General features: G+C 43.4%; 14 protein-coding genes and 1 pseudogene. 7 read left to right on the top strand and 8 right to left on the bottom strand.

Annotated elements, in window-relative coordinates; genetic code table 11:
- The first annotated feature begins 372 nt into the window (after window positions 1-372).
- A complete protein-coding gene (locus JMW94_RS03635; RefSeq protein WP_201601316.1) occupies window positions 373-702 on the top strand; it encodes an ArsR/SmtB family transcription factor in 330 nt (109 codons plus the stop codon).
- Window positions 703-778: 76 nt separating this feature from the next.
- On the opposite strand, the pseudogene JMW94_RS03630 reads toward JMW94_RS03635, so the two are convergent.
- From JMW94_RS03630 to JMW94_RS03610, 5 genes and pseudogenes are all read right to left on the bottom strand, one after another.
- A pseudogene (locus JMW94_RS03630) lies at window positions 779-1,498 on the bottom strand (sulfate/molybdate ABC transporter ATP-binding protein); the annotation flags it as partial.
- Window positions 1,499-1,612: 114 nt separating this feature from the next.
- The gene (cysW, locus tag JMW94_RS03625) at window positions 1,613-2,569 is read right to left on the bottom strand and encodes a sulfate ABC transporter permease subunit CysW (RefSeq protein ID WP_201501256.1); all 957 of its coding nucleotides are present in this window, start codon (window positions 2,567-2,569) and stop codon (window positions 1,613-1,615) included.
- Entirely contained in the window at window positions 2,569-3,453 is an 885-nt protein-coding gene (gene cysT / locus JMW94_RS03620) for a sulfate ABC transporter permease subunit CysT (RefSeq protein ID WP_198329918.1), read from the bottom strand. The genes cysW and cysT overlap by 1 nt, the downstream gene beginning before the upstream one ends.
- Before the next feature lie 283 nt (window positions 3,454-3,736).
- Window positions 3,737-4,831: a sulfate ABC transporter substrate-binding protein gene (locus JMW94_RS03615; protein WP_201601309.1), complete on the bottom strand. Its 1,095-nt coding sequence runs from the start codon at window positions 4,829-4,831 to the stop codon at window positions 3,737-3,739.
- A gap of 249 nt (window positions 4,832-5,080) precedes the next feature.
- The gene (locus JMW94_RS03610; RefSeq protein ID WP_201601397.1) at window positions 5,081-6,148 is read right to left on the bottom strand and encodes a sulfate ABC transporter substrate-binding protein; all 1,068 of its coding nucleotides are present in this window, start codon (window positions 6,146-6,148) and stop codon (window positions 5,081-5,083) included.
- A gap of 488 nt (window positions 6,149-6,636) precedes the next feature.
- On the opposite strand from JMW94_RS03610, the gene JMW94_RS03605 reads away from it, so the two are divergent.
- Entirely contained in the window at window positions 6,637-7,158 is a 522-nt protein-coding gene (locus JMW94_RS03605) for a hypothetical protein (protein ID WP_201601306.1), read from the top strand.
- Window positions 7,159-7,272: 114 nt separating this feature from the next.
- On the opposite strand, the gene sat is transcribed toward JMW94_RS03605, so the two are convergent.
- Window positions 7,273-8,523: a sulfate adenylyltransferase gene (gene sat, locus JMW94_RS03600; RefSeq protein WP_201601303.1), complete on the bottom strand. Its 1,251-nt coding sequence runs from the start codon at window positions 8,521-8,523 to the stop codon at window positions 7,273-7,275.
- 242 nt (window positions 8,524-8,765) lie between these two features.
- On the opposite strand from sat, the gene JMW94_RS03595 reads away from it, so the two are divergent.
- The 3 genes from JMW94_RS03595 to JMW94_RS03585 all read left to right on the top strand — a co-directional run bounded on the left by JMW94_RS03595 (window position 8,766) and on the right by JMW94_RS03585 (window position 11,785).
- The gene (locus tag JMW94_RS03595; protein WP_201601300.1) at window positions 8,766-10,457 is read left to right on the top strand and encodes a nitrite/sulfite reductase; all 1,692 of its coding nucleotides are present in this window, start codon (window positions 8,766-8,768) and stop codon (window positions 10,455-10,457) included.
- The gene (locus JMW94_RS03590; protein WP_201601297.1) at window positions 10,450-11,070 is read left to right on the top strand and encodes a DUF934 domain-containing protein; all 621 of its coding nucleotides are present in this window, start codon (window positions 10,450-10,452) and stop codon (window positions 11,068-11,070) included. The genes JMW94_RS03595 and JMW94_RS03590 overlap by 8 nt, the downstream gene beginning before the upstream one ends.
- Before the next feature lie 76 nt (window positions 11,071-11,146).
- Entirely contained in the window at window positions 11,147-11,785 is a 639-nt protein-coding gene (locus JMW94_RS03585) for a phosphoadenosine phosphosulfate reductase family protein (RefSeq protein WP_201601294.1), read from the top strand.
- A 150-nt stretch (window positions 11,786-11,935) separates the two neighbouring features.
- Here the strand turns inward: JMW94_RS03585 and JMW94_RS03580 are convergent, their stop codons facing one another.
- Window positions 11,936-12,748: a DUF817 family protein gene (locus tag JMW94_RS03580; protein WP_227685402.1), complete on the bottom strand. Its 813-nt coding sequence runs from the start codon at window positions 12,746-12,748 to the stop codon at window positions 11,936-11,938.
- A 393-nt stretch (window positions 12,749-13,141) separates the two neighbouring features.
- Between JMW94_RS03580 and JMW94_RS03575 the strand changes: the two genes are divergently transcribed.
- Window positions 13,142-14,092 (top strand): acetyltransferase, encoded by a 951-nt coding sequence (locus JMW94_RS03575; protein ID WP_201601265.1) that lies wholly within the window; start codon window positions 13,142-13,144, stop codon window positions 14,090-14,092.
- A gap of 257 nt (window positions 14,093-14,349) precedes the next feature.
- Window positions 14,350-15,954: a siroheme synthase CysG gene (cysG, locus tag JMW94_RS03570; protein ID WP_201601262.1), complete on the top strand. Its 1,605-nt coding sequence runs from the start codon at window positions 14,350-14,352 to the stop codon at window positions 15,952-15,954.
- A 104-nt stretch (window positions 15,955-16,058) separates the two neighbouring features.
- Here cysG and JMW94_RS03565 read toward each other — a convergent pair whose 3' ends face one another.
- Entirely contained in the window at window positions 16,059-16,724 is a 666-nt protein-coding gene (locus JMW94_RS03565; RefSeq protein WP_201601259.1) for a DUF4377 domain-containing protein, read from the bottom strand.
- Between the last annotated feature and the right edge of the window lie 14 nt (window positions 16,725-16,738).

Raw genomic sequence — 16,738 nt, 5'->3', positions numbered from 1 at the left:
ATACTCATTAGGCTCAAACATGTGATTCTTGCCTTGTTCATACTCAGGTTTTGGGTTAAAGTTTCACTAAGTCTGTTAAAGTTTGGCATGGTCTGATTCGTCTTAAAAATTACTATTATGCCTTTGCTTTAACAGACTTTTTTGTTTTTTTGTCGTGTGCAGAGATTATTGGTATAAAAGTACAGTCATGAAAGTAGAGTTATATTGCACGCAGTTAATTGATGTAAGTGAATATAAGCGTGCGTGTAACCGAATATGATGAAAGGTAGTAAATTAACGACGAACTGTAATTTAGCCCATTTTTTAATCGATTTTGTAGATAACTGCTGTTATATTGAACCCCTATTAACAAAGCCCAATTGGAATTGTTCTATGTCTGATAATAATTTTACGATACGACCTATCGAGTTATTTAAAGTCTTATCTGACCCGACGCGCTTAAAAATATTTCAAATTCTATTTAACAAAGAATCGCGCTGTGTTGGTGAGTTGGTAGAAATACTAGATCAACCACAGCCAACGATATCGCGTCATTTGAACCATTTAAAGAAACTCGGTATTTTAAGCTGTGTTCGCGATGGCACGTGGATGTGGTATGAAGTCGCTGACGACTTGCCAGAATGGTGCCAAGAGATTTTGGATATTACTTATAAGCAAATATCTAGCAAAGACCTCGATATGTCCAAGCCTGTTGAGATATAACCCATAAAAAAAAGACCTATTTATTGTAGGTCTTTTTTTATGGGTGATAATAGAAAAACTGCACCAAATTTTACTATGCCAAATCTAAAAAATCACTGATAAACGCATTGGCTGGCTGGTGTATCAGCTCCTCCGATGTGCCTACCTGCTCTACCCGCCCTTGATTCATGACCACGATCTCATCTGAGACTGCGCGGGCTTCTTCTTGATCGTGAGTAACCATGATACTGGTAATACCAAGCTCACGGTGAATGTTCTTTAACCAAGTGCGCAGCTCTTTACGTACCTTGGCATCGAGGGCACCAAAAGGCTCATCGAGCAATAATAACTTCGGCTTCACTGCTAAGGCACGAGCCAGCGCAATCCGTTGACGCTGACCACCAGAGAGTTGATGCGGATAAGCATTGGCAACTTGGGGCAGCTGCACCAAATCTAATAGCTCAGCAACGCGCTTATTGATATCTGCCTTACTTGGCCGCTCATTCTTTGGTAACAAGGTCAGTCCAAAGGCGACATTATCGGCGATATTTTTATGACGAAATAATGCGTAATGCTGAAACATAAAGCCAATATGGCGCTTTTGCACTGGCGTATTGGTCACATCCATCTCATCAAACAATATCTGCCCTGAGTCAGCATACTCTAAACCAGCGATAATGCGTAACAACGTCGTTTTGCCACAGCCTGATGGTCCCAGTAAAGTGGTCAGCTTGCCAGTCGGCACGGTGATATTGATATTATCTAAGGCGGTAAACTGACCGAATTTTTTATTAACGTTGCGAATCTCGATGCTCATAATGGGTTCTCTTATTATATCTTTGGTATCGTGGCAGATTTTTTGGTTACCGCATTTATATTATTAAATTAAATGCCAGCCCTTGTGCAGACCAAGTGTAGATAATTTTGCTTATCATTTATCCGAACTTTCAGCGGTTGTTGCATCAGTAGTATTGGTAGCCTTCGTAGCGTTGGCACTTACCAGTAACTCAGGCACACTTGCCAGCCGTTCGGACTTGGCAAATTTGCGCTCTTGTAGCTTAGTCATGACTTGTTGAATAAGCAACGTCACGAGCGCCAGCGCGGCAAGTAGACTTGATAAGGCAAAAGCGGCGGTAAAGTTATAATCATTGTAAGCAATCTCAACCAGTAGTGGCATGGTGTTGGTCTCGCCGCGAATATGACCAGATACCACACTCACCGCCCCAAACTCACCCATTGCCCGCGCATTGGTCAAAATCAAACCATAGAGTAGTGCCCATTTGATATTGGGTAGCGTCACATGCCAAAACGTCTGCCAGCCAGTCGCGCCTAAGGTCAATGCCGCTTGCTCTTCAGAGTCGCCTTGCGTCTGCATCAGCGGTATCAGCTCACGTGCTACAAAGGGAAAGGTGACAAATAAAGTAGCGAGCACGATCCCTGGAACCGCATAAATAACTTGAAACCCCATGCTCTCAAGCCAGCCGCCAATGGTGGAATTGAGTCCGAATAGTAAAACAAACATCAGACCTGCAACGACGGGTGATACTGAAAATGGCAGATCAAGCAAAGTGGTGACCAGCTGCTTACCTTTAAACTGATAGCGCGTCACTAACCATGCGATTGCGATACCCATTACCATATTAATCGGCAAGACGATAGCCGCGGTAATTAACGTCAGCTTAATGGCTTGCAGGGCTTCTGGGTCGACCAGCGAGGCAATATACAACTGCCAGCCACCTTTAAAGGCCTCATAGAACACAGCCAGCAACGGAATGACCAACATGATGACCATAAATAACACTGCGATGACGATAAAGGTAAGGCGTATCCATGGCGTATCTTTAGTCGCTGCGTTGCTCTGGTAGTCATAGCTATTAGATATTTGCATTAGCGAGCTCCTACACGGCGCGACAGTTTCCACTGCATGATGTTAATGGTCAATAAGATCACAAATGAGATCAGTAGCATAAATAATGCAACTGCAGAAGCTCCTTGAACATCAAACTGCTCTAGTTTACTAATGATAATGAGCGGTAAAATCTCTGATTGCATGGGAATATTGCCAGCGATAAAGATAACCGAACCGTACTCGCCAGTGGCACGGGCAAACATCATGCCTGCACCCATGAGTAAAGCGGGCAACAGCTCTGGCAAAATTACTTTGCGAAACGTCGTCAAGCGATTGGCACCCAATACCGCGGCTGCCTCTTCAAATTCAACCGATAGCTCAGCGAGTACAGGCTGTACCGCACGGACAATAAAGGGAAAACTGACCACAACCAAGGCGAGCCAAATACCTATAGGTGTAAAGGCGACCTGAATGCCAAATTTATCAAACCACTGACCAATCAAACCATTAGGGGCATAAAGGGTCGCAAGCGAAATGCCTGTGACCGCCGTTGGTAATGCAAATGGTAAATCAACTAGCGCATTAATCAACGACTTACCCCAGAACTCGTAGCGTACGAGTACCCAAGCAACCAATGTGCCAAACACCATGTTGGTCAGCATCGCCAAAAACGACATCCATAAGCTTAGCTTGATAGCAGCAGTGACTTGCGGCTGACTAATCGTCTCCCAGAATCCAGTCCAACCCATCTGAGTCGTGGTATAAGCCATCATGGCAAACGGTAATACCACCAGTAGCGACAAGCTAAAGACCGTGATACCCATGCTCAGGCCGAACCCTGGCAGCACATTGCGTTGGCGCAAACGTGTTAACCACCCTTTTTTTGCAGGGGCTTTGCTGGCAGGAGATGTTTTTGCACTCATAATGATGTCCTATTGCCTAACCAATCGTACTTAGCGATGATTACTATTTATTGTTATTGCTTCACGTGGGTTTTCACTATTGATACTTAAAAAGAGCACTTAACAGAAAGCATTTAACGATGATGTCGTCCATAAAACCATGCTATCAGGTAGTTATTAGTGTGCTTACGGTATAAAGGACATAGCGTATATGACCATGTCCTTTGTAAAGTTCTGCATGACTAATGGTGTGACTGACTGCATTTGCTAGCGCAGTAGCTTCTCTTATGCAATTAGCAAGTGATTACTGCGGGGCATTAATGGCTAACTGATCGAATACACCGCCATCGCTGAAGTACGTACCCATAATCTCATCCCACGTGCCAAAGGCATCATTTGGACGGAATGTTTCGATTGGTGGTAATTTATCACCATTTTTATCAAGGACGCTTTTGACGCTAGGACGCAAGTATAGATTGGCTGCTAGCTGCTGAGCAGGCTCGCTCCATAAGTAGTCAAGATAAGCTTTTGCAGCATCCGTTGTGCCTTTTTTATCTGTCACTGACTTGACAATAGCAACAGGGCTTTCTGATTTAATAGAGTATTTAGGATAAACGATGTCTACTTTACCCGCACCGAAATCAGTCGCTGCCAAGTTGGCTTCATTTTCAAAAGTCACTAGGACATCACCGATACCACGCTGAACGAAAGTGGTGGTCGCGGCGCGCCCGCCATTTTCATAAACTTTGACGTTTTTGAGCATGTCTTTTACGTAGTTTTTGGCACTGGTCTCGTTTTTATCAAAAGCGTGCAAGCCATAACCATAAGCGCCCAGGAACGCATAACGACCATTACCCGTCACTTTTGGATTGGCCATGACGATCTCAACGCCTTTTTTGGTCAAATCTTCCCAGTCATTGATGCCTTTTGGGTTGTCTTTACGGACTAAGAATACGATGGTACTGGTAAAAGGCACGGCATTGTCTGGGAATTTACTTTCCCAATCTGACTCAACCAAACCTTTTTTCTCAAGTAGCTCAATATCTGAGCCTTGGTTCATGGTAGCGACATCTGCTTGCAGACCATTGGCAACCGACAGCGCTTGTTTGCTTGAGCCACCATGTGACTGCTTGATTAGGATACTGCTGTTTGGATTTTCCGCTTTATAATGCTCAACGAATAATGGGTTGTAGTCTTTATAAAAGTCACGTGCCACATCATAAGAGACGTTCAGCAGCTCAATATTTTGACCCTCTGCGGCTGCTGTGCCATCTGCATTAGCAGTCGTCTCTGTCTCGCTATTGCTACAGCCAGCTAGCCCCAAGGTTAACGCAACGCCTGCAATGCTCAAGACGTTACGTTTTTTACTTTTTTGTTGATATCGCAAAGCGTATGTCATAAATCCCTCAAAGGTATCTGTTAAGTAATGCAAGTATGCTAACAGTGCCATCTTATTATGTTTAATGATGAATATGCGTATGTTATTGCCAAAATGGAATAACAAAGGTATAAATACAAGGTTATCAATCACTTAAATAATATCGTTAATACATAAGGCTGACACCCTACTAACTACCCGCTCTGGCTCATACAAATTGAGCACTTTGAGCATTTATCAGGCCATTGATGATCTCTTGATAAATGCTCCCTACTTCACTCTTGCTAGCTGATCGAAACGCCCGCCATCGACAAAGAAAGTGTCCATAATCTGCTCCCAAGAACCAAATACTGCTACTGGCTCAAAAGTCTCAATATCAGGCAAGGTTGCTTTGTGAGCTGCCAGCACTTGTGGGTTACTGGGACGCATATACATCTGTGCCATGAGCTCTTGTGCTGGGGTGTCCCATAAGCCTTTTAGGTAAGCATTCGCCGCTGCCGTTTTGCCGCCCTTGTCAGTAACGGCTGTTACGACCGCCACTGGGTTAGCAATCACAATAGAATAACTGGGATAAACGATATTGACCTGTCCTTTGGCAAATTGCTTGACGGCTAAATGCGCTTCATTTTCGGTCGTGATGAGCACATCGCCCAGTCCGCGCTGAGTAAAGCTAGTCGTTGCGGCGCGTGCGCCATTGTCATAAGTGACCACGTTTGCCAGTAGTTTTTTGATAAAATCATCCGTTTTGGCAGGACTTTGCACCGTTTCTTTAAATTGATGTAATCCGTAACCATAAGCACCCAAAAACGCATAACGCGCGGTGCCACTGGTTTTCGGGTTTGGTATCACCACGTCGATATCATTACGCGCCAAGTCTGACCAGTCTTTGATGTTTTTGGGGTTACCATCGCGCACCAATAGCACCATGGTACTGGTATAAGGCACCGCATTGTTCGGGAACGCTTGCTGCCAATCAGAGGCAACCAAGCCTTTTTTAACCAACAGATTCATATCACTTTCTTGGTTTAAAGTGACTATATCTGCTTGCAGACCATTGGCAACCGACAATGCTTGTTTGCTTGAGCCACCATGTGATTGGTTGATATTTACCTGACTGTCTGAATGCTTTTGTTGATAATCTGCGCTAAATAAAGCGTTATAATCTTTATAAAAATCGCGTGATACATCATAAGAGACATTTAATAAACTGATATTTTTTGCATCGCTCGTTGCGTTCGAGCCGTCTTGTTGAGTGGCTTCGGTAGGATTACAGCCTGTCATTAATATTGCAAACGCCAGTACGCTACCAACTTTAACACTGATATTGGCGAGCGGCATTGGCGTCTTTTTATCCTCAATAAGGGTATGCAGGTTAGCAAAACGAAGATTTTGAGATACTTGCTGAATACTTTTGTTATCTGGTTGCATGGGTGCTCTCGATAATGTTGATAGAAGCGTTTTCCACAGCATTAATAATCTTATTAATGCGCATAATTCTTTGGATGCGGTTCTATAGATAATGAGAAATATGCTAACAGCATGTGAGTCAAATGCTTAGTGACAAATGCGCTTATCGAGTGATTAACTTGGCATAAGTCATTTTATTAATTATTTCACAGGGCTTATTTTATCTAAGTATTTTGCGCTATAGTGATGAGCAGACACTTTTGAGTAAGTAATGGTATTGCTTACTATATAGACGAGCCTTTATGTAAACGATACTATCTCTTGTAGTGGTCAACTAATATCCTTACAGCCATGCTGTTAGGCGTTGCGTTTAGATAACGACCATTCCTCTTAATCACTCCTTTATCAAAGGTACTTAAATGATCATGTCTCCACCTCGTGCCGCTCGTCACTCACGCTTTTTTTCGGTATTTTTCACCACATCGGCGGCTCTGTTTGCCTTAAGTGGCTGTAATAACGTGACACCTAGCGTAAATCACCAAGCTATAAAACAACCGATAGCCGATGTCATACCAGCTGTGCAAGCAGTCGTTGGAGATTATGCTGATGAAGGTTATGAAAAGCGCGCGCAAGGCTATGATTGGGTTGGCGTCATGGTACGGGCAGAGAGTGATCAGCAAATCAACATAAAGGTTCGCGCCCGTAGCGATATTAAAAAGCCCAGTTGCCAGTTTGATGGCAAGGCGACATTAATGGGTCAAGATGACGCGCACGGCATTATTTTCCAAAGCAAAGTCAATGACAGTACGGCATTCTTTCAATTTAAGGATGATAAACTGACTATTGATAGTCAAGATAAATACGCGCTTAACTACTTCTGCTCTGGCGGTGGCACATTGGTCGGTGATTATCAAAAGCTGACAACAGATTTAGAGATTTAATAGATAACGAACGCTAGCTTAGGTAACAGGCGTTGAAAACCAGTATAAAAAAAGGTGTCAGACTTATCATCTGACACCTTTTTTTATACTGGTTTGTATGCTGATAATCTTGGTTCACACCGCAGAGGCACCAACCAATTTCACTTCAGCACGTTCCTCTCTTGCGATACCAGCATAATAATCACGCAAAATTTGTAGTACTTCTGGACGGCTAAAATTCTCTGGTACCACTTCATCTTCTGATAGCGCTTTACGCAGCTTGGTACCTGATACTTTAACGTGTTCAGACGCTTCATGCGGGCATGTTTTATCAGACGCCATGGCATTACAAGCATTACACCAGAACGTCCAGCCAATTTTGAGCGGCTGGGTGATAAGATCATCTTTACCAACCTGCTCAAAAATCGTTTGGGCATCAAATGCCCCATAATAATCGCCGACACCAGCATGGTCACGACCAACAATCAAGTGGCTACAGCCGTAGTTTTGACGGAATACGGCATGCAACAGTGCTTCACGTGGACCGGCATAACGCATATCTAGCGGATAACCGGCTTGAATAACAGTGTCTTGTCTAAAATAATTATCAATCAAGGTTTTAATGGCTTCTTGACGGACATCAGCTGGGATATCACCCGGTTTCAATGCCCCTAGCAATGAATGAATCAATACACCGTCACAGATCTCGATAGCAATCTTGGCAAGGTACTCGTGTGAGCGGTGCATTGGATTACGCGTTTGGAAAGCAGCAACTGTTTTCCAACCTTTAGCGTCCAAAATATCGCGCGTTTCTGCTGGCGTTTTGTAGATTTCTGGATATAAGGTTGGGAACTCGCCTTCGCTCAATACCTCGACACTACCGGCAATATTGACTTCGCCTTGCTCTAAAACTTGTTGTACGCCCGGATGTTCTGGGTCTGTTGTGGTGAATACTTGCTGACACTCATGCTTTTTATCGATGGTATATGTTTCTTCTACCGTCAAGATACCCATGATTTCGCCGTCTTGAGCGACCAAGGCTACTTTATCGCCTTGACTCAAACTATCTGCAGTCGCTTTTGGTGCAGACAAGGTGATCGGAATTGGCCAAAACAAACCCGCGTTTTCACCAGTTTGCAAACGCATATCATCAACCACACCCTGCCAATCCGCTTGATTCATAAAGCCATTCAATGGCGTAAAGCCGCCAATACCGAACATAATTAAATCACCACGCTCACGTGAGCTTAAAGTAATGGTCAGCAATGTACTGGCAAGTTTCAATGCTTGAGCGCGTGCCTCAGCATTCAACAATAGCGGCTTCAGCTCAGCGCTGCCATGTGGAGGAACGAGTTTTGATGGTTGCTTAGAGGTGATAGATGTCATATTGATTTATAACCTTTATGGGTAGTGATAAATTTGATAAGCATAGGCTACCTAACTTTCGTTATGAAAATTTATGCTGTGTTTGGATATACATATGTCTTAAAGGAATTTATGTTTATAGACGCAAGCTTATATGATGTGACTCTGAATGGTTTACCTTGCGACTGGCAATAAGACCGATTACACACGCAAATCATTTTCGTCACTGCTTTTAAGACTAAAAACAAAATTGAGATTACGTCATGTATCAATATAATTACGCTGACCAAACCTTGGTAGAAGAACGAGTCGCTCAGTTTCGCGACCAAACCGAACGGTTTTTGGCAGGTGAGCTGCCAGAAGAGCAATTTTTGCCGCTGCGATTACAAAACGGCCTTTATATTCAGCGTTATGCACCGATGTTGCGTATCGCCATTCCTTACGGGCTACTTGCCAGCTACCAATTGCGAAAATTGGCTGAAATCACTCGTAAATATGACAAAGGTTATGGGCACTTCACTACCCGTACCAATATCCAGCTGAATTGGCCAAAGCTAGAAGACGTGCCAGATATTTTGGCAGAGCTGGCATCAGTACAGATGCACTCGATCCAAACCTCGGGCAACTGTATTCGTAACACCACCACCGATCCCTATGCTGGTATTCATAAAGAAGAAATCGCTGACCCACGTCCCTATTGTGAGATTATTCGTCAGTGGTCAACCTTCCATCCTGAGTTTGCTTTTTTACCACGTAAATTTAAGATTGCCGTCATCGGGACCAATGATGACCGCGCGGCAACCCAAGTACATGATGTCGGTCTGCATATCAAAACCAACGATGAAGGCGAGATTGGCTTTGAAGTATTGGTCGGTGGCGGTCTCGGACGTATCCCAGTCCTTGGTAAAGTGATTAATAAATTTTTGCCACGCGAGCATCTCTTGAGTTATTTGGACGCCATCTTGCGTGTCTATAACTTGCATGGTCGCCGTGATAAAGGCAGCAAATACAGATCACGTATCAAGATTTTGGTCGAGAGCATGGGCGGCCCTGCCTTTGCCAAATTGGTCAATGCTGAGTGGGAAGCCCACACCAAAGATGGTTCACTTACCTTAACTAATGAGAACTTTGCGACGGCGAGCAGCTTTTTTAGTGAGCCTGACTATGTGTCGTTTGATGCGCTACAGGTACAGTCGGACTTACAGCAGCAATTAAACGCTGATAAGGACTTTGCTAACTGGTACAACCAAAACACGGTGGCGCATAAAGTCGCTGGTTATCGTGCGGTCGTTATTTCGCTCAAAGCAGGCTTGGTCGATGGCAAATATGTGCCCTCTGGTGATGTCGGCGAGTCGCAGATGGATGCACTGGCTGATCTGTCTGACAAATACAGCTTTGGTGAGCTGCGTGGTACTTATCAGCAGAATTTGGTATTCGCTGATGTGCAAACCAACACTCTCTATGAATTGTGGCAGCAGCTAGCAGAGTTGCATTTAGCACGCGCTAATATTAATACCCTAACAGATATGATTGTCTGCCCAGGTTGGGACTACTGCTCGCTTGCTAATGCGACGACACACAACATCGCTGAACAAATCGAAAAACAGTTCGATGATCTAGACTATCTGTATGATTTGGGTGAGATTCGCTTAAACATGTCTGGTTGTATCAATGCGTGTGCGCACCATCATACAGGTGACATTGGCATCTTGGGTGTGGATAAAAAAGGTGAGCATTGGTATCAGATCAGCATTGGCGGCAATTCCAGTGACGATGCCAAACTTGGCAAAATATTAGGTAAATCTGTCCCTGCTCTTGAGGTTGCCAATACCATACAGCAGATCGTCGATGTCTATGTAGACTTGCGAGCCAGTACCGACAATGATGTCGAAAGCTTTGGTCAATTGGTTGAGCGCGTTGGTATTGATCCATTTAAGGAGAAGGTCTATGGCTAATCATCATATTTTGGACAGTCATGGCACAGATATCAGCAGTCAAGATAACTGGCATGTGCTCACTACGGACGCGCTACCAGAGAGTATTGTATCGACAAACATCACGTTGCTTGAGTTGCTACAAAGGCAAGAAAAGCCCGATGTGATTGTACCGCTCGCTGATCTATTAGACGAATCAGGCGCGCAGGTCGGTGGTCTGATCAAAGAGGTTTATGAGCTGATCGTTCAGCATAGTAGCCGCCTTGGATTGTGGGTGACGGCTGACACCGATGCTGATGCGTTAGAAGGTATTAGTGAATTCTTATCAACGCAGGCGCTTATCGTGATTGATGTACCTAAATTCGCTGATGGTCGCAACTTTAGCTTTGCACGTACCCTACGCCAAATTGGCTACCAAGGTGAGATTCGGGTGGCTGGCGCGTTTGGCCGTGATCAAATCGCATATCTACTGCGCATGGGTGTTGATAGCTTTGTATTGAGCGAGCATGACATGCAGCCAGACTCTAAATTCGGTATTGAGCAAGCATTTACTGCCCTTGCCAGTAGTTATGATGGACAAAGTGCTTCGGATTTACCGATGTTTGCTAAACCGTCAGAACCCTTAATCGCCTAGCTTTAACACTGATCATAAATTTTTTAATCAACGATTTTATATTAACTTTATATTAACAACCATTAAGGAAGGTATTATGAGCCAATTACATCCAAGTTTAGACCTCGACCAAGCCAACCAAGCATTGCAAGGCAAGTCGCCTGAGCAAATCGTTGAGTGGGCATTAAGCCAAGCGAAAAACCCAATCATCACGACTAACTTCCGCCCATACGAGTCAGTGATTCTGCATTTGGTTGCCAAGCAGCGTCCTGATATCACCGTATTGTGGGTAGACTCAGGTTATAACACGGATGCCACTTATCAATTTGCCAATAAAGTCATCCGTGATTTAAATTTAAACGTCATCACCTATATTCCTAAGCAAACGGCAGCGTATCGTGACGCGACCATGAACGGTATCCCAGGTATCGACAACCCACAGCATGATGAATTCACTGACCAAGTAAAACTGGAGCCATTCCGCCGTGCGCTAGATGAGCTAAAGCCGGATGTTTGGTTCAATGCGATTCGTAAAGATCAAACCGAATTCCGCCAAGGTCTTGATGTACTTAGCCTATCAAAAGATGGCGTCTTAAAAGTAGCGCCATTGTTTGAAAACACTGACGCCGATTTAGATGTTTATCTCGAAGAGCATCACTTACCGAATGAATTTGATTACTTTGATCCGACGAAAGTAGAAGAAAGCCGTGAGTGTGGCTTGCACACGCAGCTTTAGGTATTTCGTAGTTTTACGATAAAAACACTTCTTAGATATAAGAGGTGTTTTTTTATTGTCATAGTAGATTCAATATTCAGTTCCACAAAATTTGAATCTATAATCCAAGCGCTACTGCCAAAACAATGAGGACACACGCAAGTATCAAAATTATCGAGCTAACTGCCAACCGCCTTTCTCATCCCTTTTGCCCATGACTGCCAAAACCAACACTAGACTTAGCATCAGTAATAAATACCAAGAGCCCAGCTTACCCCAACCTACCATATGCCATGCATTTGCTTGTGACGGATAACGCCAAATATTGGTAAAAGTAGCAATATTTTCTGCCAACCAAACCAAAAAAGCGAGCAACAACAGTAATGGTAAAAATGGACATTGATATTGCTTGGTATCACGCAATTGAAGATTATTTTTGTGATGGATTTGAAAAAACACTCTGGTTTTCCAAAATAAAACTACTGAAGCGATGAACAATATATTGCGAATATCAGGGACAAAAAACTTAGTGAAGAAGTTGGCATAAGAAAAAATAACCAATAAACTCACCCATAGTAAACGTGGTAAGTCGGTAAAAGAGGCATTAAACAATCTTAAGCCACGCGCTAAAAAACTACCTACGGCCGAATACATAAAACCGGCGAAAAGTGGCACAGTGGCAATTCTAAAAATTGCTGGTTCAGGATAATACCAAGAACCAATTTTGGGATGGGTTAAAAACAGCTCCATTGCCATGGCCATGATATGAAAAATAGCAATGACCCATACCTCACGCGGCGTTTCTAATTTGAAATAAACCAAAAAACCCTGAATAATCAAAGCATAAGCCAACAAGAGATCGTAGCGATAGATACCAGAAATTGACCAACTTATTTGATGAGTCAGTACAAAAGCCAATAATAAAAGTATGCCAAACAAAGCAGACGCTAAACTCAGCGCGGCGCCACGTGGAATAATGTTCAACACCTTAGATTAGCACTACAATCATATTGACTACCGTTTATTGCTTTAACAGCTCGCTTAATACGCTATGGTGAACCATGACATACATCCTCCTCTTCCTCACAATAGCTTATTATATAAAGTATTCATTAGAGGCCGCCAAACTATAGCAAATAGTCTGCTCAATAGACAATTTTCTATAGTTTTTGAATATCTCTATCTGTATAAAGAAGTCAGCATTTGAATAATTAACGTTTCTTGAACGTTTTATTGTCTAACATTGCGGTATTCTATGGCTTGCCTCAGTGGCTGCTCGGCATTAAACCGACGCTATAAAGCCACATCATGGACAAAGCTACTCATCCTTTTTTATTTCCTTATAGGCACTCGCGCTCATCAATATGGATATTTATTATGTCTTTTATAAAAAAAATCGATTCACTCTATGAAAAACTGCACGATAAGCTACCAGCGGTAGGCAAGGCCGCCTCTTTTTTAACTGGTACGAGTGTTCTTACTGCCAATAGTGCGATGGTGGGTCTGCCCATCTGGACTTTGGGAGCGGCAAAAGTATTGACAGGAGCAAAAGCTGCGGATGATGCGCTGATTGCGATTACCAAATACTGGATTAATAGTAATAACGCCGTCATTGATCATGCCCTACCTCACAAAGACTGGCGCATTAACCTGCCTGACGATCTGAGCGAAGACAAGCAGTATCTATTGGTAAGCAACCATCAATCGTGGGTTGATACCAGCATTGTGCAATATATCAGCCAAGATACCCTGCCTCTGACACGGTTTTTTACCAAGTTTAATCTGATTTATATTCCTGTCATCGGTCAAGCCTTTTATTTCTTAGACTTTCCAATGATGAAGCGCTTTTCTGCCAAAGCGATGGCCAAGAATCCAGAACTTAAAAAACAAAACTTGCTTGAGGCTAAACGTGCTTGTCGTCAATTAAAAAATAAACCTTTCGCGCTATTAAACTATTTGGAAGGCACGCGTTTTACTAAAGAAAAACATGATCAACAAAAATCCCCTTATCAGCATTTGTTAAAACCACGGGCTGGCGGTTTGTCATTAGCAATTAATGCGTTAGGCAATGAGTTGGATTCTATCTTGGACGTGACCATTGTCTACCCAGACGGCGCGCCTGACTATGATGATTTATGGAAAGGTAATATTCGCCGTTTGGGCGTCGATGTGACTCGCTTAAAGATACCAGACGAATTATTTGCTGCCATCATGGACGGCGGCTATGACCGTGATGAAACCACCAAAAAAATGATGTTTGACTGGTTAGAGGATATCTGGCAACAGAAAGACGCTCGTATGACTAAGATGCTGAGTGAGTTTGAGTAGATTTTTGTACGTGGTCAAATCTCATTATTGCTAATATCTAATGCAAAAATCTAATCTACATGACAGCCACAAGCTTTGACGTAAGCCTGTGGCTTTTTTAGTTCTGTATTTCACGCCTTACCTATTCCCTTTTACACCAAAAACCCTCACTAACATGACAAAAACGAATATGCTAATGCCAATACACTAGGTGAGACGCGCAGCCTGATACCTCATAATGGCAACATATTTCAACTTAATGAATAACTGGTGATGCTATGAACACCTTTCCACTGTTTTTTAAATTAGAAGACCGCAAAGTGCTGATCGTCGGCGGCGGCGATGTGGCGCTACGTAAGGCTGACTTGCTCAGCCGCGCTGGTGCGTGTATCACTGTCCTTGCACCAAGTATCAGTGCTGAGATACAAGCTTTACTATCAGATAGCAAGCACCAACTTATCTATGATAATTATAATAAAACCTATATGACAGGCGCGCGCGTTATCATTGCCGCGACCGATGACGAAATGCTTAACCATCAAGTCCACGCTGATGCCAGCGAGCTTAATATTCCGGTAAATGTGGTCGATACCCCACCTTTATGTGATTTTATTTTCCCCGCCATCGTCGACCGCAATCCTATCGTGATTGGTATCTCGTCAAACGGCAAAGCGCCAGTGTTGGCACGTCTATTGCGCGCTCGCCTCGAAACCTTGATTCCACAAGGCTATGGTAAATTGGCAAAGCTTGCTGGCGATTTTCGTAGCGAAGTGAAAACTAAAATACCTACGCTGACAGGACGCAGGCAGTTTTGGGAAAAGGCATTTGAAGGTCCAGTCAGTCAGCTGATGTTTGCTGGTAATGAAGCTGAAGCGTCGGCACAATTACAAGCCGATTTAGATAAAACAGCATCAATTATCACTGAAAAACATACAGAGAATGATATATCCACAGAACCTCAAACCCTACAAAATAATGTAGGCGAAGTCTATATCGTTGGTGCAGGCCCAGGTGACCCAGAGCTGCTCACTTTTAAAGCGCTGCGTTTGATGCAACAAGCGGATATCGTCTACTATGATGCGCTCGTCTCACCGCAAGTGTTAGATCTATGCCGCCGTGATGCTGATAAAGTATTTGTTGGCAAAAAACGCAGCAATCATGCTGTGGCGCAATTGGGCATTAATGAATTGTTGGTCAATAGCGCTAAAGAAGGTCGCCGTGTGGTGCGTTTAAAGGGCGGTGATCCCTTCATCTTTGGTCGTGGCGGCGAAGAAATTGAGAGTTTGCGTGCGCACAGTATCCCTTATCAAGTCGTACCTGGTATTACCGCTGCCAATGCCGCCGCAAGCTATGCTGGCATTCCGCTGACCCATCGTGATCATTCGCAGTCAGTACGTTTTGTCACTGGATTTTTAAAGGCTGGCGCGCCCAATAGTAATTTTAAGAGCTTTTTGAATACTGATGAAACAGTCGTATTTTATATGGGGTTGCATTCGCTGGCGCGTTTGACGACAGGCTTGATTGATGCAGGGCGCAGTAGCGACACCCCGATTGCCATTGTCTCCAATGCCAGTATGCCCAATCAGCAGGTATTAACGGGAACGCTTGCCGACATCGTTGAGTTGCAAGAAAAAAACCAGTTACCCACGCCAGCCTTGCTCATTATGGGAGATGTGGTCGCATTGCATCATGACTTAGCTTGGTATAATTTGCAAAATCAGCAGAAAAACAACAATAGTGACACTACAGCTAGTAACTGGCTACGTGGTGGCACAGCGGCTACACCAAAGGCAAATCATACTAGCCAGCAAGCCCATGCGTTATCTATGGTGGCTAATTTGGCAACGGCTGATGATGGTTTGGAGCAGTTAGTGATTGGTTGACGTATGATCTTCAATTTCTAAAAAGCCCTGCCAGTAGATTAGTAGGGCTTTTTAGTATTTAGTATAACGCTATTGATCTTTTATGAGCTATTCATTTTTAACAATTAAGATTTGGTCTTTTGTTTCTCAATGACTTTTATTAGCGTGCTATGAATTGATGATGCGTCAGCAGGCGGATTGCTAATAGGTGTATTCTTAATGAGCAAAGTGTATTCATAATTAGGTTCAAAATCAAAACCTTCTATACCACTATATCGATACTCCCAGTCGGCGTTAGCTTGTTCAGCAGGCTTAGTCAGTAAGCATGATTGCGGCGCAACACCGACACAGTCTACTTGATGGTCAGCGATGATAATTTTACGTAAAACATAAGGCATCGCATGGACAGTAATGTGGCGCTTACTATCTATCTCTGATTGTGATGTCGATTGCTCTCCCATCACTTCAACATAATCGCCTATGGTTAATTTCTGCATTTGATGGGCGTTTTTCTGAGCAAAGTTGGCTTTACTGATTTCTGCGGTATACGTCTGTCCATCCTGAGCGACGATAGTGACTTTTTGCTGCTCTCTGTCTTGAGAGATGACGTCAATCACTTGACCAATGATTGCGTCAGAATGACTCGGTTTGATCGAATGGAAAAACGCGGTGCTATCTTTTATTTGACTCACACTGGTTTTATTATTCATATTTGCTTGCTCATAACTGCTACAAGCAGCCAAAGAGGAAGTGGCAATTAAAGCCAATGTGCATAATCTAATAAACGACATAACATACCCTTATA

The sequence above is a fragment of the Psychrobacter immobilis genome, assembly GCF_904846185.1.
Lineage (GTDB): Bacteria > Pseudomonadota > Gammaproteobacteria > Pseudomonadales > Moraxellaceae > Psychrobacter > Psychrobacter immobilis_B.
This window is presented reverse-complemented; position numbering and strand designations above follow the sequence as displayed.